We start from the raw sequence: 20,613 nt of genomic DNA on the forward strand, positions 1-20,613 counted from the left end.
CGCCAAATGCAGGAATCGCAGAAATTAAATCCGAAAGCTCTTATTCAGCGACCAGACGTGGATATTCGATAGCCGGGCAGCGGTCCATGACGACGGTGACGCCTGCTTCTCTGGCCCTGTTTCCAGCCTCTTCGTGCACGACACCAAGCTGCGTCCACAAGACCTTCGGGCGATGCTTCATTGCGAGAACCTCATCCACGATCCCCGGTAGCGAATAAGGTTCGCGAAAGACATCCACCATATCCACCGGTTCTTCGATATCTGCCAGATGCGCCACGACACGCTGACCGTGGATCTCCTTTCCCGCCTGCCCCGGATTGACAGGAATCACGCGATATCCCTTGGAAAGCAGGAACACCATCACGCCATTGCTCGGGCGCTCTGGTTTTGGCGATGCACCGAGAAGCGCAATTGTTTTGACAGAAAGAAGAATCTCACGAATCTGCTCGTCGATAGGGTTTTTCATCTTTGTTCTCCTCAATCGCTTGAGCCAACGCTTGCATCAAAGCAGGCGCTCTAAGTTCTTTTAAGTGAAGCATAATCTTATCGATCCTCGTTTCACTCCGGTCGGATTATGCTTTATTGATGAATAAACTTGGGAGGAACGCATGAATATCAATACCGCACAGGACCGGAATGTCGATCCGATGACAAACCATTCGTTGAGCCCTGTCATGAATATCGAAGACCTGCGTGCCTTCATGAAGCACGAGTTTCCGCAACTCGGACACGCTTTCGAGATCACGGCAATCGACGACGGTTCGGCATCCATGCGGCTTCACGCCGATGAACAACATCTGCGTCCTGGCGGCACCGTTTCCGGCCCCTCGCTTTTCGCGCTCGCCGATGTGACGGCCTATGCAGCCATATTGGCCCATATCGGTCCGGTGGCGCTGGCGGTGACAACGAACCTCAATATCAACTTTCTGCGCAAGCCCTCCCCCGGTACAGTCGAGGCTGTTGCGCGCCTCCTGAAACTCGGCAAGCGCCTTGCCGTACTCGATATCAGTCTGACTGACGGTGCGAGCGGCGAACTGGTTGCCCATGCAACGGCAACCTATTCGATTCCACCGAGATAAAAGCGTTAAAATATACGGTACTATAATACCAATGCAATAACCTTTTGATTTTACTTGCCTTTTAAAACAAAGCTCTGAATATAGGACTTGACGGCCACGCCGCCATTGTGTATCGACCCGCCAGACGCGAGCAGAAGTGATCTTTTGCCCGCTCGTTCGGGTTGGACACGATCCAACACAAGCAACAAAAAAAGCCCTGATTTCAAGATCGGGGATTAAGTCAAGGAAGACTTCAATGGCAACTTTTTCTCAGAAGCCGGCTGAAGTGGTGAAGAAGTGGGTGCTGATCGACGCCGAAGGTCTCGTCGTCGGCCGTCTCGCATCGCTCGTCGCCAACCGCCTGCGTGGCAAGCACAAAGCAACCTTCACCCCGCACGTTGACGATGGCGACAATGTCATCATCATCAATGCCGACAAGGTTGTTCTGACCGGCAAGAAATACACCGACAAGGTTTATTACTGGCACACCGGCCATCCGGGTGGCATCAAGGAGCGCACTGCTCGCCAGATTCTCGAAGGCCGTTTCCCGGAACGCGTTCTCGAGAAGGCTATTGAGCGTATGATCCCGCGTGGTCCGCTCGGCCGTCGCCAGATGAAGAACCTGCGCGTTTATGCAGGCTCGAACCATCAGCATGAAGCTCAGCAGCCGGAAGTCCTCGACGTCGCAGCGCTGAACCGCAAGAACAAAGGGAATGCATAATCATGGCTGAGCAGCTCAACTCGCTCGAAGAACTCGGCACCGTTGCCAAGACCGAAGCTGCCGCTCCGGTTCACGTCCAGAAGCTGGACGCACAGGGCCGCGCTTATGCCACCGGCAAGCGTAAGGACGCCGTTGCACGCGTTTGGGTCAAGCCGGGTTCCGGCAAGATCATCGTCAACGACAAGGAATTCGCACAGTATTTCGCGCGTCCGGTTCTGCAGATGATCCTGCAGCAGCCGATCATCGCTTCGAATCGTGCCGGCCAGTTCGACATCGTTGCCACCGTTGCCGGTGGCGGTCTCTCCGGTCAGGCCGGTGCTGTTCGTCACGGCATCTCCAAGGCCCTCACCTACTACGAACCGGGCCTGCGCACGGTTCTCAAGAAGGGTGGCTTCCTGACCCGCGACAGCCGCGTCGTCGAACGTAAGAAGTACGGTAAGGCCAAGGCTCGCCGTTCGTTCCAGTTCTCCAAGCGCTAACGCGCTTAGGGCCAGTTCTCCAAGCGCTAATATCTGTCGCTTCAGAGCTTACAGAAAAGCGGGCCTTCGGGTCCGCTTTTTTGTTATGTAAAAGGAGACTCAAGCCAGCACGGAACCAGTCGAATGTCGTCCAGTCGTTTTGCCGCCACACCGGAGCCTCCCTATCTGATCGTCACCTTCGCTTCGCAGCGTATTGCGGGCGAGGATGATGGCTACGGCGACATGGCGGTTCTAATGGGAGAACTCGCGGCCAAACAGCCGGGCTATCTCGGCATTGAAAGTGCCCGCGACGCGGAAGGCTTCGGCATCACCAATTCTTTCTGGGCTGATGAGGAAAGCATCCGCGCATGGAAGCGCGACGTCGATCATCTGGTGGCGCAGAAGCTTGGTCGCCAAAAATGGTACGAAGCCTATCGCGTGCGCATTGCCCGTGTGGAACGCGCTTACGGATTTGATGCCAAGAGCGAGTGAAAGCGCTATAGAAGCCACACTATCATCCGGATAACCGCCATGTCTTCAAAGACCATCGACCACGCGATCACCGCCCGCAGCCTGACCGGGGCAGCAACCGATCCCACCCATGCGGGTGTGTTGTCATTCATGCGGCGCATGTACACGAAGTCGCTGAAGGGCGCGGAAGCCGTCGTCTGGGGTATTCCCTTCGATGCCGCCGTATCCAATCGGCCCGGTGCGCGCTTCGGCCCGCAGGCGATCCGGCGGGCGTCGGCGATCTTCGACAATGATCCGCAATATCCGTTTCAACGCGACCTTTTCGAGAATCTCGCCGTCATCGACTATGGCGACTGCCTGCTCGACTATGGCAATCACTATAAGACCCCAGCCACTATCGAGCGCGAAGCGGCGAAAATCCTGAAATCCGATGCATTCCTGCTGACACTCGGCGGCGATCATTTCATCACATGGCCGCTGCTCAAGGCCCATGCCGCCAAGTATGGTCCGCTGGCGCTGGTGCAGTTCGATGCGCATCAGGATACGTGGTTCGACGACGGCAAGCGGATCGATCACGGCTCTTTCGTGGCCCGCGCGGTGCGCGACGGCATTATCGATCCCGACCATTCGATCCAGATCGGCATCCGCACGCACGCGCCGGAAGATTGCGGCATCAGGATCATTTATGGCCATGAGGTCGAGGATATGTCAGCGGCGGCGATTGCCGATGAAATCCTGAAGCGCACCAATGGCCGGAAGACCTATCTGACCTTCGATATCGACTGTCTCGATCCGGCCTTTGCGCCGGGAACCGGCACGCCGGTCGCGGGTGGCCCGTCTTCGGCAAAGATGCTGTCTGTCCTGCGCAAGCTGACGGCCCTTGACTTTGTGGGCGCCGATGTGGTCGAGGTTGCACCGGCCTATGACCATGCCGATATAACAGCAATCGCGGGAGCGACGATCGCAATGTACTATTTGGGCCTTCTGGCCGAACGGAAAGAACGACGATGAAGCGCAGCGCTTGTTCATAGATTGATTCAAGCGCCTCGAGAACTGATTCCGAATATTGTCGTAACTTTCTGAATTCAAAGGCAAAACGCATGAAACCGAAAATCTTCATTGATGGCGAACACGGCACCACCGGCTTGCAGATCCGCACCCGTCTGGCCGAACGCGACGATCTTGAAGTGATCTCCATTCCGGAAGCCGAGCGGCGCAACAAGGATTTGCGCGCCGACTATCTGCGCTCTGCCGATATTGCGATCCTGTGCCTGCCGGATGATGCTTCCAAGGAAGCGGTTTCCCTGCTCGAAGGTCATAACTCGACCCGCATCATCGATACCTCGACCGCGCATCGCGTGCATTCTGACTGGGCCTATGGCTTTGCGGAACTGGCTAGGGGCCAGCGTGAACGGATTGCAGAGGCACGCCTTGTTGCCAATCCGGGTTGCTACCCGACCGGCGCGATTGCGCTTGTCCGTCCGCTCCGCGATGCGGGCCTACTGCCTGCCGACTATCCGGTGAGCGTCAATGCCGTCTCCGGCTATACGGGCGGCGGCAAGCAGATGATTGCGCAAATGGAAGACAAGAACCATCCGGAGCATCTTGCTGCGAATAATTTCCTCTACGGCCTGCCACTCAGGCATAAGCACGTGCCGGAACTGCAATTGCATGGCCGTCTGGATCGCCGCCCGATCTTCTCGCCCAGCGTTGGACGCTTCCCGCAGGGCATGATCGTGCAGGTTCCCCTGTTCCTGAGCGAACTGAAGGGAACGCCATCACTTGCCGCGATTCATGCCGCACTGACAGAGCATTACGCCGGTCAGGACATCGTCGAAGTCGTGCCGCTTGAAGAAAGCGCAAAGCTTCCGCGTGTCGATGCGGAAGAGCTTGCTGGCAAGGACGGCATGAAGCTTTTTGTCTTCGGCACCGAAGGCGAAGGCGAGGTCAATCTGGTGGCGCTACTCGATAATCTCGGCAAGGGTGCATCGGGCGCGGCAGTCCAGAACATGAACCTCATGCTCGGCAAAGCCTGATGACGACGAAGCCGATGTTTCCCATAGAATGGAATATCGGTTCATCTGAGCCCCTGGCAGATACACATTCAAGCCTCGTCTGGAAGGTCGAACGCAGCGACCATCCGGACGAGATTTTTGTCGTCAAGCAGTTGAAACCAGCCGGAATGGACGAACTGCGCGGCGCGCATTATCTGGATTGGCAGGATGGCCATGGTGCGGCACGATTATACGGCCTCAAGGGCACATCGATGCTGCTCGAATATGCGGGCGACTATCATCTCGATGAGCACCTGAAACGCGGCAAGGACGCCGAATGTCTACAGATGTTCGGCGAGGTTCTGAACGCGCTGCATACGCCCTCTCCTGCCCCGATACCGGCTGACCTGCAACCTCTGGAGAAGCACTTTTCCGGTCTCTTCGCAGTAGCGCATGAAAGCCCCATCTATGCGGAAGGCGCGTCTGTTGCAAAGCGTCTGCTGGCGACGCCGCACAAGGCCATTCCGCTGCATGGTGACATTCACCATGAGAACATCATCAAGGGACCACGAGGCTGGCTCGCCATCGACCCGCACGGGCTGGTCGGCGACGCAGCCTTCGATGCAGCCAATATCTTCTACAATCCGCTCGATCGGGACGATCTATGTCTCGACCTTGAACGTGCCCGGCACATGGCCGAGCATTTCGCACCGGTCATCGGGCACGAACCGGCCTATATTCTGGATTATGCCTTCGCTTATGGCTGCCTGTCAGCCGCATGGCATCGTGAAGACGGCAACGATACGGACGAAGCGCGGGAACTGAAGATCGCGTCCGCGCTCAGACACTTGCGCCAAACGGCTTATACCGCGTAAGCGCCCTTTGTTGCGCGCCAGTGCGCGACCGCGAAGGCCAGCACGATCAGCGCAAAGAACTGATGCGTCAGACCCAGATGCAGCGGAACGCTCATCAAAAGCGTCGCAATGCCGATAACGGCCTGCACCAGAACCAGGCCAACCAGAACAACGGTGCGGCGCGCATGGGTGGTGCCGGGCGCCTGTTTCCAAACCTGCAGCGAATGCAGGGCCGCCAGAACCAGAACCGTATAGGCGAACATGCGGTGCACGAACTGTACAGTTTTCGGGTTTTCAAACAGGTTGCGCCACCATGGCGACTGGATGAACAGATCTGACGGGATGATAGCACCATCCATCAGCGGCCATGTATTATAGGTCAGACCGGCGTGAAGCCCGGCCACCAGACCGCCCAGATAAATCTGCACCAGAACTGCGAACACGACCCATCCGGCAAAGCGCTGGATCGGCCTTTCCGCCGGTCGTTCGCTATAGGTGACAAGCCCGCGCGCAATATAGAACACTGCCGTTATGATGATACAGGCTGTCGTCAGATGGATCGCCAGACGGTACTGGCTGACGCTGGTAAGCTCACTCAGGCCGGAAGCGACCATCCACCAGCCGATAGCGCCCTGCAAGCCGCCGAGCGCGAGCAAGCCCAGCATACGGTACTTAAGACCGCCCCCGAGACGCCCGGTCATCCAGAAGAAGGCGAGCGGGACAGCAACCAGAAATCCGACAAAGCGCGCCAGCAGGCGATGCGCCCATTCCCACCAGAAAATATACTGGAATTCTTCAAGAGACATGCCCTTGTTGATCTGCTGGTATTGCGGAATCTGGCGATACTTGTCGAACTCTTCCACCCATTCGGCGTGGTTGAGCGGCGGAATGACGCCGTGAATGGGCTTCCATTCGGTGATGGAGAGGCCCGATCCGGTCATACGGGTGGCCCCGCCAACCATGACGATAGCAATCAGCACGACGAACACCGCATAAAGCCAGTATCGCACAAGGCGACGGTCTCGATCCTCTTTCGATGATCTGGACCCCTGCCCTACACGCTGCGCCGTTGATGCCGTCATGCCATACACCCTTCGATAATGAGCCGAAGGATACATGCAGCATCGACCTGTGAGTTACAAGTTCATGTCACGCGACATGCCGCCGCGTTTTTGCCCTTTCACTGTCCCTTCTCACGCGCTAGTGATGAGCCGGGAAAAGGAGAGATGCATTATGCCCGTTCGGCTGAAGAAACTGATCGGCACTTTTTTGCTGGTTTCACTGGTCATCATCTATGCGGTGTTCGCGACCATCATCGCCGTGGCGCATCTTGCTGAATCAAGTGCCTGGGTGCATCTCCTTTATTTCTTCGTGACCGGCATTCTCTGGGTTCTGCCAGCCATGGGCATCATCTGGTGGATGGCACAGCCACCGCGCAAGAAACAACACTAATTTAGAGCGCGTTTCGATCTGACTGAAGCAGATCAGCGCTCTAATCATTTGTTTTACGCGCATCTTTCCGAAAACCGTTTCACACTTTTCGGGATGCGCTCACTTGAGGATGCTGCGGACGATGGCGGGCGAAGTTGCAGCGCGCATTCTGACAGATTTCAGCGAGATCAGACGTCTCTGGAACGATATCGTAGCTGTTCACGGCGCGCCGCAATCATTTGCGTGGATCAATAACTGGCGCGCAATCGTCAATGCTGACAGTTTTGTCGTGGGGCTTTTTGACGGCGATGGTCCAATCCTGCTTCTGCCGCTAGAAGTCATCAGCCAGAACGGCGCGAAAATTGCGCGCTTTCCCGGCGGAAGCCACGCCAATTGCAATTTCCCATGGCTGCGAAAGGAATATGGCGGCATCCTCGGACGCGAGGTAGTCCGACAACTGATCGAGGCGATCCGCAAAGCAAGGCCTGATATCGACGCACTGTCACTGACACGTCAGCTTTCCGAACTGCAAGGCGCAGTCAATCCGCTGCTTGCTCTCGCAAAAGCGCCCAATCCAAATCCGGTTCTTGCTGCCTCGCTCGACGGTGGCTTCGATGCTGTGCTTGACCGCGCCAACCGCAAGCGAAAGCTGAAAAAGCATCGTCAGCACAGTCGCCGTTACGAGGAAAGCGGTGGCTGGAGAGTTACCGGGCCGCAAACTCGCGCGGAATCCGACACGATTCTCGATCTCTATTTTGCGATGAAGGCACAGCGCTTCCGGAAGATGGGAATCCGTGATCCTTTTGCCGATGAAAATGTACGCAGTTTCTTCAAAGCTTTCTTCGGTGAAGGACTGGCAAAAGGTCAGAATCTGAATGAACTGCGCTTTCTCGAAGTTGGCGGCACTGTGCGCTCGATCATCGGAAAACTGTTCAGCGATACTGGCCCTACCGTCGAGTTCGCTGCCATCGCAGAAGACGAACTGATGGCGGCAAGTCCAGGGGAATTTCTCTTCTTCGAGGATATAAGCCGCAGTTGCGACGAAGGCCATTCGATCTACAGTTTCGGTATTGGGGATGAGCCATACAAACGCGAATGGTGCGATATCGAGCGCACGATCTATGACACGCTGGTGCCGCTTTCCGCCAAGGGCAGGCTTTTCACGACACTGCAATCAAGCCGCAATGCGATTGCCGGAAGCCTCAAGCGCAATCCGCGTCTGTGGAGCCTGGCCAAGACACTGCGCAGCAGGTTCGCAAAAAGGTAGAGAGTGTTAGCAATCTGATTCAGGAATGCTACCTAAAGCACTGTTCTGGAATCAGATTCGACAATCAGGCGGTTTCGTCCATCAGAATGACGACGTCTTCATACCCCCCCTGATCGAGATCGAGAGCGGCCAGCGCAACGCCCTTATCGTCCGGATCGACGATACTCATCACCACGGAAGCAAGTCCGTCGGCAATGCGTCGGATTTGTTCCGAAGATGACGGACCACATTCCACAACGACAAAATCATAGACCGTTTCCAGCGCATCCAGAATGAGCGGCAGACGATCAGCAGAACGCATGGCGGTTTCAGGATCGGCCTCGCCCAGCGGAACGACGTGAGCCTGCGAGAACCGGTCACTGTGGATGACCTCGTTGAAGCGGCGCTTGCCGGACAGAAGCTCGGTAATACCGGGCAAATGTGTACCGTCCAGCATGGCAAGCCCGACAGTTCCCTGTGCGGTCATATCCACGAGAATTGCGCGTTTGCCACGGTCGGCGAATTCACGCAGCAGACGTACCGTGCCTGCCGATGCTTTATCGCCCTCGGGAGAGACGACCACGATACGTTTCGGCTTTCCGCCGGACAGCAGATCGGCAACAGCTTCCACACCATTTGGATTGCGTGATTTCGTCTCGCGCTGCCTGATCTCACTTTGCTTGGTCTCACCTTGCTTTATCACGGGAAACTCCTCCACGGATTTCCTTGTTTCGGAAACCGGCGGCTTCGCCGCAAACGGCATAGTCCATGAACGGCGCGGCGCCGCAATTGTTTCCTCTAAAACAGCGTCTCTGCCTTCGCCTCTGGACGGCGGCACGGCACCAGCTTCAGCGGCAGCAGCAATAACCGGCATTTCGATTTCCTCGACGGCGGCAACTCTTTGGCCATCCGCGGTCACGAAAGCACGCCCGCTGAACAATTCACGCAGGAGAACGAAAATTGACAGCAAGAGCAGACCGGCGGTGAAGGTCGCGCCGACAATCGGCAATATCATCGGATAATAGGGAACTGCCGGGGCTTCGGCAGAAGAAAATACCCGAGCGTCAACCGGCACATAATTGCGGTCGGTGCGCGATGCAGCTTCGCGATAACGTGTCAGGTAGGTTTCCAGAAGCTGGCGCTGTGCTGTCGCCTCGCGCTCCAATGCGCGCAATTCAACTTCCTGATCGCCCGCCTGCGCCGCCTGTGCTTTCACGCGGTTGAGTTCACGATTGAGTTCGTCTTCGCGCAGCTTTGCCGTAGAGACTTCGTTGTCGAGGCTTGCAACAAGCTTGCGGCCTTCGATCCTGATCTGCTGGTCGAGATCGGCAAGCTGCGAACGCAGTGCCTTTATACGCGGATGGCCGTCCAGAAGTGTCGTTGAAAGATCGGCAATCTGGGCATTGAGCTGGATGCGCCTTTCAGCAAGCCGCTGCATCATGCCGGAAGCAATCACGTCCGGCAGCGTGTCGATGGGCGCGCCAGAGGCGAGTGCTTTTCGAATGCTTTCCGCCTTTGCTTCTGCCGAAGCGCGGCTGGTGCGAACCCGCGTCAGTTCGGTTGAGACCTCAGAGAGCTGCTGTGTCGCTATCGTGCTGTTGCTCTGGCCGGTCAGGAGCCCGCGCGAAGCACGATAATCCGCAACCTTCTTTTCCGCATCGCGGACGCGGTTGCGCAGGTCGTCAATCTCGGGCGCGAGCCAGCCGGTAGCATCGTCGTTCGATTCCAGCTTCGCGGCCTGTTGAAACAGGATATACTGGTTGGCCAGCGCATTGGCGACGTTTTTGGCCGTTTCAGGATTTGCCGAATTATATTGCACCACAATGACGCGTGAAGCGGTAACGGCAAAAACCTGCATGTTCTTGCGAAGCTTCTGTAGAACGCGCTCCTCCGGGGTCAGCCGTGCAGGATCGGTGCGCATGCCGAGCAAGATGAGAACACGAGTCCACGGCTTCACTTCCGTCGTCGTGAAGGCTTCGTTGCTGGTCAGCTTGAGTTCGTCGGAAACTTTCTTGAGAAGATCACCGGAGGAGAACACCTCGACCTGACTCTTCACGCCCTCGGCGTCGAAGACGGGTCGCTCGGCTGCTGTTTCGCCATTGGGACGGGTATAGATGGATTCGCGAGCCTCGATCATGATGCGGGCTTCGGCACGATAATCCGGCGTCAGAAGAAGGCAGATGGCCCATGCCAATGCCGCCATGAAAAGTGCGCCAACCACAATGAACAGCCAGTGGCGGCGCAGGCTGGAGAACAGCGCGCCGATATCGATATCTGCGTCCCTTGATAACGGATCGACTTCTGCCATTCCCCATTCTCCATGGACTTCGCGAGTGCGCTTGCGCACGTGATCGCTCTCGCCCGCGTGGGGTAATGCACCCCCGAATCTGGAGCGCTTTTCGATCTGATTACATCAGATCGGCGCTCTGCATGTTTCTTTTCACAGCGCATCTTGCCCGAAAACCGCGTCGCACTTCTCGGGATGCGCTTTACTGGAAGGTAAAGGAACAAGGTAACCAGAGGGTTAAGCAGGATAAGTTCCCAATTGTCAGCGAGGCATAAAGATTTTGCGCCGAACCCTGTCTTCTTTACCAGCCATTAACCCTAATCAATCGATAACGCTTGCAACCGATATTCGTAATCGCGCTGTCCGTACCGCGTCGATTGCGTTCGTAAGAAATATTGCTTTTCGGAAGAACCGAGGCGGATGATGACGGCGAAGACAATTCACAACAAGCGCAAAGGCCACGCTTTGCTCGTGGCACTCGGCCTTGCCGCCATGACGCTTTCCGCCTGTTCCAGCTATCGCCCTGCCCCACCTGCTTTCCACGAGGCGCTGAACCAGCCTTACATGCTGGATGCCGGTGATCGCGTGCGCATTACCGTTTTCGAACAGCCGAGTCTTACAAACACCTATAGCGTCGATCAGGCTGGCTATATCGCTTTCCCGCTCGTCGGCAGCATTCCGGCACGCGGCAAGACGTCCAAGCAGCTTGAAGGACTCATCGCGTCCAAACTGCGCGGCGGTTATCTGCGCGATCCTGACGTCAGCGCGGAAATCGACCGCTACCGCCCGATCTTCGTGATGGGTGAAGTTGGCGCCGCTGGTCAATATTCCTATGTTCCGGGCATGACCGCACAGAAGGCCATTGCTGCCGCTGGCGGTTACAGTCCCCGCGCCAATCAGGAGAATGTGGACATCACGCGCCAGTTCAACGGCAAGGTGCTGACCGGTCGGGTGCTGATTTCCGATCCTATCCTGCCGGGCGACACGATCTATGTACGCGAACGTCTGTTCTGATGGCGATTGATGGCTGATGACACGAATGTCTCCCCACTGCGCATCGTCCACTGTTTCCGCGAACCGACCGGTGGACTCTTCCGCCACGTTCGCGATCTCGTGGGCCTGCAGGCGGAAAAAGGCCACGCGGTTGGCATCGTCTGCGATGCAACGACCGGCGGCCCGCGTGAAGATGCATTTCTGGAAGAATTACGGCCAAAGCTCGCGCTCGGCCTTCATCGCATCGCCATGCAGCGCCACGTCGGACTGGGCGACGCAGCGGCCGCACTCAAAGCATACCGCATCATCAAGAAATTGCGGCCGGACATATTGCACGGACATGGCGCCAAAGGCGGGGTCTATGCGCGGTTGTTCGGCTCAGTCTTACGGGTATTTAGGTCTCGCGTAGCCCGTATCTATTCACCGCATGGCGGTAGCCTGCATTTCGACCGGAAGACGCGCCGTGGTGGCGCCGTCTTTCTGGTCGAGAGAATGCTGGCTCCGATGACCGACGCGGTGATGTTCGTTTCCAACTTCGAAAAGCGTATCTATGAAGAAAAGGTAGGGCGGCCCCATGGCCTCCATGCCGTCGTATATAACGGTCTGGCGGAAGAAGAATTTGTATCGGTGGCAGACGCGCCCGGTGCCAGTGACTTTCTCTTCGTCGGCACGATGCGTGAGTTAAAGGGACCGGACCTCGTGATCCGTGCCCTTGCCCGCTTGCGCGAACAGCATCAGCGCAATTTCACCGCGACCATGGTGGGAGACGGTGCGGAAAAGCCCGATTTCATTGCTCTCGCTGACGAACTTGGCGTTTCCGGGCAAATCCGCTTTTTGCCCGGAATGGCGGCACGAGAAGCTTTCGGTTTGGGACGGATAATGGTGGTTCCGTCGCGCGCCGAAGCATTTCCCTATATCGTGCTGGAAGCGCTCGCAGCCGGAAAGCCGGTCATCGCCAGCAATGTCGGCGGCATTCCTGAAGTGTTCGGACCTCGTTCCCCGGCATTGGTGGAACCCGAGGTCGAGGCGCTGGAGAACAAGATGCTGGGCGCAGCGGATGATCTCATAACATTTCACGCCGCAATGCCCGATGTGATCCGGCTGCATGAGCGTTTCAGCCTTCCATCCATGGCGCACTCGATCGAAACCATTTACTTCGAGGCGCATCCGGATCGGACAGTACCGGAAGACTGAACACCTCCTGCTCCTACAAACCTGCCATCGCAGCAAAGGGTTCGGATGCGGATATGGTCCTGTCGAACTGTGACCGAAATCCGCCTCGCGCCGCAAAATAGATATAGTGGAACGCATCGGCACGCCCGCCGATGAGCGAAATATCCTCGCGCTGCCAATGCCAGGGCAGCATGTCGAGCTTGTCTTCAAACGGGTCCGATATGGTGGCCGACCAGAAAGCAGCAATACCATTCGGCTTGAGCGCTCTTTCCACCAGCCTCAGACCGCCATCTTCATAGATGGCTCCATTGGCCGCGCGGACGGTAAAATCCGGCCCGTTATCCGTATCCATCAATATGGTATCGTATCGGCCCGGCTCTGCGCGAAGAACATCCATAACGTCGGCAATCCGAACATCGACACGCGGATCATTCAACGGATGGTCGGCAAGATGACCGATATGGGTCCGGTTCCAGTCCACGATTTCCGGGACAAGCTCGCAAACCGTCACCCTGGCATCAGATCCGAGCAAATCGAGTGCTGCCCGAAGCGTGAAGCCCATGCCAAGCCCACCGATAAGCATATGCGACACCTGCCGACCGTAAAGACGCAGCGATCTTTCGGCCAGTACCGTCTCGGACTGGAAATTGACGTTGGACATCAACTCCAGGCCGTTGTAGCGAATTTCGTAGATATGGTCGCGTTTTCGCAACAGAATTTCATCGTCGGCAAGATTGCCCGCTCTAGCCAGTTCGGCCCAAATAGTCATGATCAACCCTAAAGCACCCTGCGAAGCGGCCGAAACCAGTTCGGTTAAAGTGCATTAAAACAAACAGTTAATGCGACCTTGCAGGGTCGCAGCTTGAATTGCTCTCATCAGGATTTTTGGGTCGCTGTGCGTCAGGCGCGCAGCAACCTCATGACATCGTCCGATCTGGTGCCGATCAGGAGCGGAAAGAGGGCCGGTTTGTTGGCGGCAATATGTGCCGAACAGTCCAACGGCGAAATGCCGCTTGCAGCTTTATCTTCCAACGGTTTCATATCGTCGTCCTAGGCAATATAGTCAGACAAGGCAAGCCTCGTGTCGGTTTGCCTTGCGACAACTGGCGCATATCGGTTCCCGTCGCCAATGCTGTAACAGTATAGGCAGAAACCATATTATATTAGCCGTCACTAACAGTAACGACTTTCAGCCGGGTGTTTACCGGGTATTCGCCAGATGTTTAATTGAGTGTTTACCTAAGTCAAAAGCTTGTCATGCTGCGTTTATATTCTGCTTAGGACTCTCGGTCTAATTACTACGCTGTCATTTTACGATCAGGGGCAATGTTGTGCGAGATAATAATGGGCTTTCTCCATTTGGCCGCAAAGCCATGGAAGCCAGCGGCAAACAGGATTCCGGACAAGACTCCAAGCCACGAGGCCCGGTGAAACTCAGTCCACTGGCCCGCCAGATGGCCGAGCAATATCAGCGCGACACGTTTTCGCCGCTGATGTTGAGCGGCGTCATGCGCATGGTGGAGTTCGGGCTGGTCTTTTTCTCGGGCATTGTAAGCTTCCTGCTTTATGTCGGCATCCGCACGCACCTTATCTTCTATTATCCGCTTATCATGGTCGTCGGCGGCGCGCTTTTCGTCCTGCTGATGGAAATCAACGACGGCTACCAAATCAACGTTTTGCGCAGTCCCGGCCGCTATCTGCGGCGGCTTTTCATCAGTTGGGCTGCTGTGCTCGGCACCCTTGCCATTGCCGGGTTCCTGATGAAGGCGTCTTCCGATTTCTCACGCGGCTGGTTTCTTTATTGGGCGCTCAGCGCTTGCGCATTGCTGTTGCTCTCGCGCATTTTCATCGCCTGGAAAATCAAACGCTGGGCACGCAATGGTACCATGGAGCGTCGCGCCGTCATCGTCGGCGGCGGCCCCAATGCAGAAACGCTCATCCGTTCGCTGGAACAGCAGCCCGACAATGATATTCGCATCTGCGGAATCTTTGACGACCGCGACGACAAGCGTTCGCCGCCCATTGTCGCGGGTTACCCAAAACTCGGCAACATCAACGAATTGATTGAGTTCGCGCGCATCGCTCACATCGATATGCTGATCGTGTCTCTGCCGATCAGCGCCGAGGCGCGTGTGCTGGCTCTGCTGAAGAAGCTATGGGTTCTTCCGGTGGACATTCGTCTGTCAGCGCTCAACAATCACCTGCGATTCCGCCCACGTTCCTACTCCTATGTCGGCGCGGTGCCGATGCTGGATATTTTCGACAAGCCGATCAACGACTGGGATTCCGTCGCCAAACGTGTCTTCGACGTCGTCTTCAGCGTTCTGGGCATCGTTCTTCTGTCGCCGATCATGCTGGGCACGGCGATCGCCATCAAGCTGGACAGCAAAGGCCCGGTGATCTTCAAGCAGAAGCGACATGGCTTCAACAATGAAGTCATCAATGTCTGGAAGTTCCGGTCGATGTATACTGAAATGTGCGACCCGACTGCCAAACAGGCTGTCACCAAGGACGATCCTCGCGTAACGCGTGTCGGGCGCTTCATTCGCAAAGCTTCCATCGATGAGCTGCCACAGTTCTTCAACGTCCTTGCAGGCTCCCTGTCGCTCGTCGGCCCGCGTCCGCATGCAGTCGCAGCCCATTCGCATAACGTGCTCTACAATGAGGTGGTCGACGGCTATTTCGCACGTCACCGCGTAAAGCCCGGCGTCACCGGCTGGGCACAGATCAATGGCTGGCGCGGCGAAATAGACAATGAAAACAAGATTCGTATGCGCACGGAGTTCGATCTCTACTATATCGAAAACTGGTCGCTCTGGCTTGATCTCAAGATCCTGTTCCTGACACCGATACGGCTTCTCAACACGGAAAACGCCTATTGATCAGCGTGGCGGAAAGGTTTGACGGCAGTCCGCATCCAGCCATGATTCCGCCGGTGGATGTGGCGCGCAAACGCGCGCTCAACCGTCTCATTGCCAATACCGCAATTGGCATCGGCGTATTTCTGCTCGGCTTTGTGATGAGCGAGCCTGCGCCCTATGAACTTTATATGGTCGGCCTGATCGCGCTGGCATTGCTGTTCGGACTGCGGCTGACCCGCACCAGCCTTGTGCTGCTGGCCGTCTTCGCCGTATTCAATTTCGGCGGCATGATTTCGGTCATGCAGATGGCGGACGTCAAAAAAGCCCCGCTCTATATCGCCGTTTCACTCTTTCTGGCTTTCACATCGGTGTTCTTCGCCGCTGCCATAGAAGGCGATTACAGGCGTCTCAGAACCATCTTCAACGCCTATCTTCTTGTCGGCGTGCTTTCTTCCGTGCTCGGCATTGCAGGCTATCTCGGTCTCTTTCCCGGCGCCGAAATCTTCACACGCTACGGGCGGGCGCAGGGCGCATTTCAGGATCCCAATGTCTACGGACCTTTCCTGATACTACCCTTGACCTGGACACTTTACCGCATCATGCGCGGCAGTGCGCGCGATGCACTTGTATACCTGCCTTTCTGCTGCCTGCTCACGCTTGGGGTTCTGGTGTCATTCTCGCGCGCGGCGTGGGCGATGGTTCCCCTCTCCTTCGCCATTCTGTTCGGCGTGCTCTTTCTGCAAAGTAACAACAATCGTTTTCGCCTTCGGCTGATCGCAATCGGCCTGCTCGCCGTTGTAACGATTATTCTCGCCATCCTGATTATTCTGCAAATTCCCGGCGTTGGTGATTTTTTCCGGGAGCGCGCCCGCCTCGAACAAAGCTATGACAGTGCAAGGCTCGGACGTTTTGCGCGGCATTGGCTTGGAATGATCCTCGCCACACAGCATCCGCTTGGCATCGGTCCACTCGAATTTGGGCCTATGTTCGGCGAGGATACGCACAATATCTGGCTCAAAGCCGTTCTCGACTATGGCTGGATCGGTTTCATAGCCTTTTTGACGCTGACATTTCTGACGCTCGGAATCGGTTTCAAGCTTTTGTTTCGCAATCGCCCGTGGCAGCCATATCTCCTGGTCGCTTACGCGACTTATCTCGGTCATGTTCTGATCGGCAACGTCATCGACACCGATCACTGGCGTCACTTTTATCTTCTTTTCGGAATCATCTGGGGTTGTGCAGGGCTGGAATACAGGTATCAGCTTTCACCCAAACTCAGAGACCAACCAAGAGGGCAGCGTCTTGCAATTCGTGATATACGCCGCAGCAGCCCTCTTTGAAATTGCCGGATGCTTCGCCTTCTGGGCATGGTTGAAGCTCGACAAATCAGCACTCTGGTTGGCACCGGGTATGATGTGCCTTGCATTGTTCGCCTATCTGCTGACCCTCATTGAAAGCAACGTGGCCGGTCGTGCTTATGCTGCCTATGGCGGCATCTATATCATCGCGTCGATCTTGTGGATCTGGTTTGCCGAAGGCGCCCGCCCGGACCGTTGGGATGTGGTCGGCGCATGTATGGCTTTCGCCGGCACTTGCATCATCCTCTTCGCACCGCGATCCTGAGCTTTCAGCAACTCCGGAATGTCATGTGCAATTTGTCAGTTTCCGGAAATTAGGCCTTGCGTGCCAAGACGTTATATTCTACGGCTTTTCCCGGCTCGGAGCGTAGCGCAGCCCGGTAGCGCACTTGACTGGGGGTCAAGGGGTCGTGGGTTCGTTATACGGAGTCAACGAAAGTGTTCATCACTGAGCTTTTTTCCTTCGGGCAGTAGCGCAGCCCGGTAGCGCACTTGACTGGGGGTCAAGGGGTCGTGGGTTCGAATCCCGCCTGCCCGACGGAAAGAAGCTCAGTGATATCAGTTATTTACCCAATTCGTTGATGCTCATCTTTACGTTACCCTAAAAAGAATGCTCGACCGTCGAACGACTATCTGCACGTGTCCGACCGAACGGAATATCCGGAATCCGGTTGGACTGTACACTTGCGGATAACTTATTGATAAAAAGAGAAAATTTTTATTCTTCGTCGCCCAAAAACAGTGACTTGTTCTCTGTTGAACACTTTATTGCGTTATTGGACGGGCTACAACCAACGATTGGGCATTGCGCAGGCTCTAATGCAGTTCCGTTTTGAACGGCCTACGTTATCTCTACTATTAGATCCCATCGAAATCCATTCAGCCCCTGTTCCCATCGATAGCCAAATGGATTGCAAATAATCCGACTTCGGCCAATCTGCACGTCGAATGCATGATGTGTATGCCCGCAGATCCACAGCGCAGGTGCTCGTTCGGAGTGAAGGATGTCATCGAAGGCATCTGATCCGCACGCAAACAAATAGTTGCCGATTGAGTGTGCATAGACTGGTGGTGTGCAATCGGAGTGTGGCATGTGATGTGTGAGAACAACCGTGGGACCAGTAAAATGTTCTGTTAGTTTTTGCCGAATGTAAGCGGCATCTGACAGGTGTAGATCGAGCATATTTTCGGGCGTGAATGACTTCCCGTTTTTCAAGCGGATCGCACGGAAGTCATTCAGTATTGCTCGCGCTTCTTGCATTCGCCGCGCTAGATCAGACTTTAGGGAGAGATTCATCTGAAAATCTACCCATAAGCTAGCCCCAACGAATCTGATGTTGTCGATAATCACCTCGTCCTGATCAAGGCAGTAAAACCGCTGCGGCCACTCCAAAGAGAGGGCTTCGATTGTCTTGATCGTTTGCCTGTCACTCTCCAGCGACCGTTCTCGATCATTCATGAGCCATTTGTTCTGATAGAATTCGTGGTTGCCGGGGACATAGATGATGGGCTTCTCATAGTGCCTGATCAAGAATTCCAGCGTGATGTGAAGGTCAGGCGCTGCATTGAGATCGCCCGCAATGATGATCACATCGCATTCTGGCGCGTTCTCATGTGACGGATAGTCGACTTCTTGCAATTCATGGTGGAGGTCAGACCAGATCCAAAGTTTCATTCCCTTATCCCCTTTGTTGTCCGCAATTGCCGACAGTTCTCATGCCAGTTTTCCTCTGGCAGGCGCTGACGTCTTTCAGCTTGTACGCAGCGAAACTCAAACTGCGATGTCAGTCGACGACGTGCAGCACGATGTACGTTTTTCTCAATTACCGATGTCTTTTTGGCCCAGTCGGTAAAAGCGGCTGAAAGTTCTCGCGTAGTTTCTGTCGAGATCGAGTAGCCAGAGCTCGGACGTGATGCCATTCGGCACGATGAAACCGAGCCTGGGATGCTCAAACAATACGCCTTCGAGACATGTTGTCGGCCGTTTGCTCAGCTTCCAGCTTGTGATTGCTGGCGAATTTGAAAGTTGGCGTTCGTCTGGATGCTCTCCGTTGATTATGCGTTCAAGATCAGTGACCAGGGCTTTCAGCATATTAATTTCGATTTCGAGTTGTTCGCGATTGTATTTTCCATTTTTGATTATGACAGCCATAATAAGATCCTGGAGAATGAAGAAATGAGGGGCCATACGGGCGCGCGACAACGCACCCGTGGATTGGCGTTTCTTGAATTTCAACGTGTTTGATTGATGCTGCGAGCAGACGCTGAACCGTTAAGCGTGGAGCATGCAACAGTCGCAAAATGGCTCAGGAACCCCGATTACAGAGCTCGATCAGGAACGAGTGTTTGAAAGTGCAAAGGTTTTGCTCGTTTCAGTTCTTCGTGCGCCAAGCGATGAAAGATCGAATTGAGCTGTCGATGCTTTTCCATCTCACTGCCGGAAAGGCTGTTACTAAACCAAAAGCTCAGCATGTGTCTTTGCTGTCTCTGTATTTCCAGCACGTGTTGTGCAGTACCCGATCTACCAGTTAGCTGATCCAAATCATGAAGAGCCCACACGCCCTCTAAATACTTCGTCTCATTAAGTAATGGGTCTATCGTGACGAACTCTGTCCGTTCTATCTCAACGCCGAAATATTGTGTTCCAATTCGCGGCAAAAAGCTTGCAAGCTTAGCTTTATCTTCTTCCCACTGGATTTGCGCGCTTCGTTCATTGCCAATCCCGTATGCGATATGAATATAACGCAAGCATTTTTGTTGCAAATCGTAAACGATGAGATCGAATGCAAAGCCGCCTGATAAATAAGTCGGCGTCAGAGAAGGCTGATAGTGCATAATGCCCTCGGCTTCTTCCGAAAGAGCGCCCACCAATTTTCTCATGCTACTGGATGATATTGGAATTCCTGACGTTGTCGTGGAAGTTCTTTCATCAGCGACCGAAATTATACTCTCAAGGTAACCAATGATTTTTTCTCCTTCGCTCCAGATTGCGTAACGAAAATATTCGTCGACACGCTCCGTACTCTGAGGATCGCGTTCTTGCTTGTTAATGCGATTGTGAAGTTCACTTAGCTGCAATGCCGCATTCAATCCACGTCCTGGATGCCGTCGTGGAACTTCATTTTTCATGAGAATAACATGACCGATTGGGGAGTTTTCAGACATAAGTTCTCCTGTCCGGCACATGGGTTACATGGGCCAAATTCGATGTGAAACCAGTTTAGACGATGACGTCATCGACGGAAAAAATGGGTAATCCGCCTATTTCATCAAATCTTTAACTCACTGATTCGGTGTCTGTGTGAGCGATAATCTGGCTTATGTCAGAATTGCCAGAAATAGGCAATTAAATTCCTAAATATGGCAAATAAATACCGATTTAAGGCAAATTAGGGGGTGTAGCAGTTGCATACTCCCTGAATTAAAAGAAAAGGATGGATATACCGATTGCACTTTTGCGAGCCGCAAGACTCGCACTCGATTTAAGTCGAGAAGAGCTCGCCGCAGAAGCGGGGGTAAGCGTGCGGACTATCGGAAGCTTTGAAAGAAATGCAGGCGTAAAAATTGAAACTCAGCGGAAAATCCAATCAGCTCTGGAACGAAAAGGTGTAACCTTTATTTATAGAGATAAATCCAAGGGCTTCGGTTTAATAATGCCGAAAAGCTGGCCTTCATAAATTTCAATTTATTTTAGCTTTTTCATAAAAA

At 54.8% G+C, this 20,613-nt stretch carries 23 protein-coding genes and 1 tRNA gene; 16 read left to right on the forward strand and 8 right to left on the reverse strand.

What is annotated here, in order from left to right; all coding sequences use genetic code 11:
- Positions 1 to 40: 40 nt before the first annotated feature.
- Positions 41 to 466 (reverse strand): CoA-binding protein, encoded by a 426-nt coding sequence (locus ACYSN1_RS02695; RefSeq protein ID WP_461724295.1) that lies wholly within the window; start codon positions 464 to 466, stop codon positions 41 to 43.
- A 142-nt stretch (positions 467 to 608) separates the two neighbouring features.
- Here ACYSN1_RS02695 and ACYSN1_RS02700 point away from each other — a divergent pair, with 142 nt between their 5' ends.
- The 7 genes from ACYSN1_RS02700 to ACYSN1_RS02730 all read left to right on the forward strand — a co-directional run bounded on the left by ACYSN1_RS02700 (position 609) and on the right by ACYSN1_RS02730 (position 5,577).
- Positions 609 to 1,079 carry a PaaI family thioesterase gene (locus ACYSN1_RS02700; RefSeq protein ID WP_461724296.1) on the forward strand — a complete coding sequence of 157 codons (471 nt, stop codon included), beginning with the start codon at positions 609 to 611 and terminating at the stop codon, positions 1,077 to 1,079.
- Positions 1,080 to 1,314: 235 nt separating this feature from the next.
- Positions 1,315 to 1,779 (forward strand): 50S ribosomal protein L13, encoded by a 465-nt coding sequence (rplM, locus tag ACYSN1_RS02705; RefSeq protein ID WP_105541520.1) that lies wholly within the window; start codon positions 1,315 to 1,317, stop codon positions 1,777 to 1,779.
- 2 nt (positions 1,780 to 1,781) lie between these two features.
- Complete coding sequence (rpsI, locus tag ACYSN1_RS02710) at positions 1,782 to 2,258, forward strand: 30S ribosomal protein S9 (protein WP_140019751.1); 477 nt, start codon at positions 1,782 to 1,784, stop codon at positions 2,256 to 2,258.
- A gap of 123 nt (positions 2,259 to 2,381) precedes the next feature.
- Positions 2,382 to 2,729, forward strand: a complete 348-nt coding sequence (locus tag ACYSN1_RS02715) for an antibiotic biosynthesis monooxygenase family protein (protein WP_461724297.1) — start codon at positions 2,382 to 2,384, stop codon at positions 2,727 to 2,729.
- Between the two features lie 39 nt (positions 2,730 to 2,768).
- Entirely contained in the window at positions 2,769 to 3,719 is a 951-nt protein-coding gene (gene speB / locus ACYSN1_RS02720) for an agmatinase (RefSeq protein WP_461724298.1), read from the forward strand.
- An 89-nt stretch (positions 3,720 to 3,808) separates the two neighbouring features.
- The gene (gene argC, locus ACYSN1_RS02725) at positions 3,809 to 4,744 is read left to right on the forward strand and encodes an N-acetyl-gamma-glutamyl-phosphate reductase (RefSeq protein WP_461724299.1); all 936 of its coding nucleotides are present in this window, start codon (positions 3,809 to 3,811) and stop codon (positions 4,742 to 4,744) included.
- A complete protein-coding gene (locus ACYSN1_RS02730; protein ID WP_461724300.1) occupies positions 4,744 to 5,577 on the forward strand; it encodes an aminoglycoside phosphotransferase family protein in 834 nt (277 codons plus the stop codon). Before argC ends, ACYSN1_RS02730 begins: the two co-directional genes overlap by 1 nt.
- On the opposite strand, the gene ACYSN1_RS02735 is transcribed toward ACYSN1_RS02730, so the two are convergent.
- Positions 5,565 to 6,638 carry a COX15/CtaA family protein gene (locus ACYSN1_RS02735; RefSeq protein WP_461724301.1) on the reverse strand — a complete coding sequence of 358 codons (1,074 nt, stop codon included), beginning with the start codon at positions 6,636 to 6,638 and terminating at the stop codon, positions 5,565 to 5,567. The genes ACYSN1_RS02730 and ACYSN1_RS02735 overlap by 13 nt on opposite strands.
- Positions 6,639 to 6,789: 151 nt before the next feature.
- Here ACYSN1_RS02735 and ACYSN1_RS02740 point away from each other — a divergent pair, with 151 nt between their 5' ends.
- Complete coding sequence (locus tag ACYSN1_RS02740; RefSeq protein WP_010661115.1) at positions 6,790 to 7,008, forward strand: DUF2842 domain-containing protein; 219 nt, start codon at positions 6,790 to 6,792, stop codon at positions 7,006 to 7,008.
- A gap of 121 nt (positions 7,009 to 7,129) precedes the next feature.
- Positions 7,130 to 8,254: a GNAT family N-acetyltransferase gene (locus tag ACYSN1_RS02745; protein WP_461724302.1), complete on the forward strand. Its 1,125-nt coding sequence runs from the start codon at positions 7,130 to 7,132 to the stop codon at positions 8,252 to 8,254.
- 64 nt (positions 8,255 to 8,318) lie between these two features.
- Here the strand turns inward: ACYSN1_RS02745 and ACYSN1_RS02750 are convergent, their stop codons facing one another.
- A complete protein-coding gene (locus ACYSN1_RS02750) occupies positions 8,319 to 10,541 on the reverse strand; it encodes a GumC family protein (RefSeq protein ID WP_461724303.1) in 2,223 nt (740 codons plus the stop codon).
- Between the two features lie 402 nt (positions 10,542 to 10,943).
- On the opposite strand from ACYSN1_RS02750, the gene ACYSN1_RS02755 reads away from it, so the two are divergent.
- Positions 10,944 to 11,534 carry a polysaccharide biosynthesis/export family protein gene (locus tag ACYSN1_RS02755; RefSeq protein ID WP_461724304.1) on the forward strand — a complete coding sequence of 197 codons (591 nt, stop codon included), beginning with the start codon at positions 10,944 to 10,946 and terminating at the stop codon, positions 11,532 to 11,534.
- Positions 11,535 to 11,543: 9 nt separating this feature from the next.
- Positions 11,544 to 12,707, forward strand: coding sequence for a glycosyltransferase family 4 protein (locus tag ACYSN1_RS02760; protein ID WP_461724305.1), 1,164 nt, complete (start codon positions 11,544 to 11,546; stop codon positions 12,705 to 12,707).
- Positions 12,708 to 12,720: 13 nt separating this feature from the next.
- Here ACYSN1_RS02760 and ACYSN1_RS02765 read toward each other — a convergent pair whose 3' ends face one another.
- Positions 12,721 to 13,455 carry a spermidine synthase gene (locus ACYSN1_RS02765; protein WP_461724306.1) on the reverse strand — a complete coding sequence of 245 codons (735 nt, stop codon included), beginning with the start codon at positions 13,453 to 13,455 and terminating at the stop codon, positions 12,721 to 12,723.
- A gap of 131 nt (positions 13,456 to 13,586) precedes the next feature.
- Positions 13,587 to 13,727 (reverse strand): hypothetical protein, encoded by a 141-nt coding sequence (locus tag ACYSN1_RS02770; RefSeq protein WP_461724307.1) that lies wholly within the window; start codon positions 13,725 to 13,727, stop codon positions 13,587 to 13,589.
- Between the two features lie 332 nt (positions 13,728 to 14,059).
- On the opposite strand from ACYSN1_RS02770, the gene ACYSN1_RS02775 reads away from it, so the two are divergent.
- The 4 genes from ACYSN1_RS02775 (at position 14,060) to ACYSN1_RS02790 (ending at position 17,443) form a co-directional block, all read left to right on the forward strand.
- Positions 14,060 to 15,568, forward strand: a complete 1,509-nt coding sequence (locus ACYSN1_RS02775; protein WP_461725257.1) for an undecaprenyl-phosphate glucose phosphotransferase — start codon at positions 14,060 to 14,062, stop codon at positions 15,566 to 15,568.
- Complete coding sequence (locus ACYSN1_RS02780; RefSeq protein ID WP_461724308.1) at positions 15,565 to 16,887, forward strand: O-antigen ligase family protein; 1,323 nt, start codon at positions 15,565 to 15,567, stop codon at positions 16,885 to 16,887. Before ACYSN1_RS02775 ends, ACYSN1_RS02780 begins: the two co-directional genes overlap by 4 nt.
- Entirely contained in the window at positions 16,850 to 17,170 is a 321-nt protein-coding gene (locus ACYSN1_RS02785) for a YnfA family protein (RefSeq protein ID WP_461724309.1), read from the forward strand. Before ACYSN1_RS02780 ends, ACYSN1_RS02785 begins: the two co-directional genes overlap by 38 nt.
- Before the next feature lie 199 nt (positions 17,171 to 17,369).
- Positions 17,370 to 17,443: transfer RNA gene (locus ACYSN1_RS02790), tRNA-Pro, on the forward strand.
- Positions 17,444 to 17,746: 303 nt separating this feature from the next.
- Here ACYSN1_RS02790 and ACYSN1_RS02795 read toward each other — a convergent pair.
- The 3 genes from ACYSN1_RS02795 to ACYSN1_RS02805 all read right to left on the reverse strand — a co-directional run bounded on the left by ACYSN1_RS02795 (position 17,747) and on the right by ACYSN1_RS02805 (position 20,070).
- Positions 17,747 to 18,580 carry a metallophosphoesterase gene (locus tag ACYSN1_RS02795; RefSeq protein ID WP_151591269.1) on the reverse strand — a complete coding sequence of 278 codons (834 nt, stop codon included), beginning with the start codon at positions 18,578 to 18,580 and terminating at the stop codon, positions 17,747 to 17,749.
- A gap of 144 nt (positions 18,581 to 18,724) precedes the next feature.
- A complete protein-coding gene (locus ACYSN1_RS02800; protein ID WP_235913379.1) occupies positions 18,725 to 19,057 on the reverse strand; it encodes a hypothetical protein in 333 nt (110 codons plus the stop codon).
- A gap of 167 nt (positions 19,058 to 19,224) precedes the next feature.
- Positions 19,225 to 20,070 (reverse strand): hypothetical protein, encoded by an 846-nt coding sequence (locus tag ACYSN1_RS02805; protein ID WP_151591267.1) that lies wholly within the window; start codon positions 20,068 to 20,070, stop codon positions 19,225 to 19,227.
- A 269-nt stretch (positions 20,071 to 20,339) separates the two neighbouring features.
- On the opposite strand from ACYSN1_RS02805, the gene ACYSN1_RS02810 reads away from it, so the two are divergent.
- Complete coding sequence (locus tag ACYSN1_RS02810; RefSeq protein WP_084486796.1) at positions 20,340 to 20,582, forward strand: helix-turn-helix domain-containing protein; 243 nt, start codon at positions 20,340 to 20,342, stop codon at positions 20,580 to 20,582.
- The last annotated feature ends 31 nt before the right edge of the window (positions 20,583 to 20,613 follow it).

The organism is Brucella sp. LJL56, from assembly GCF_054871705.1.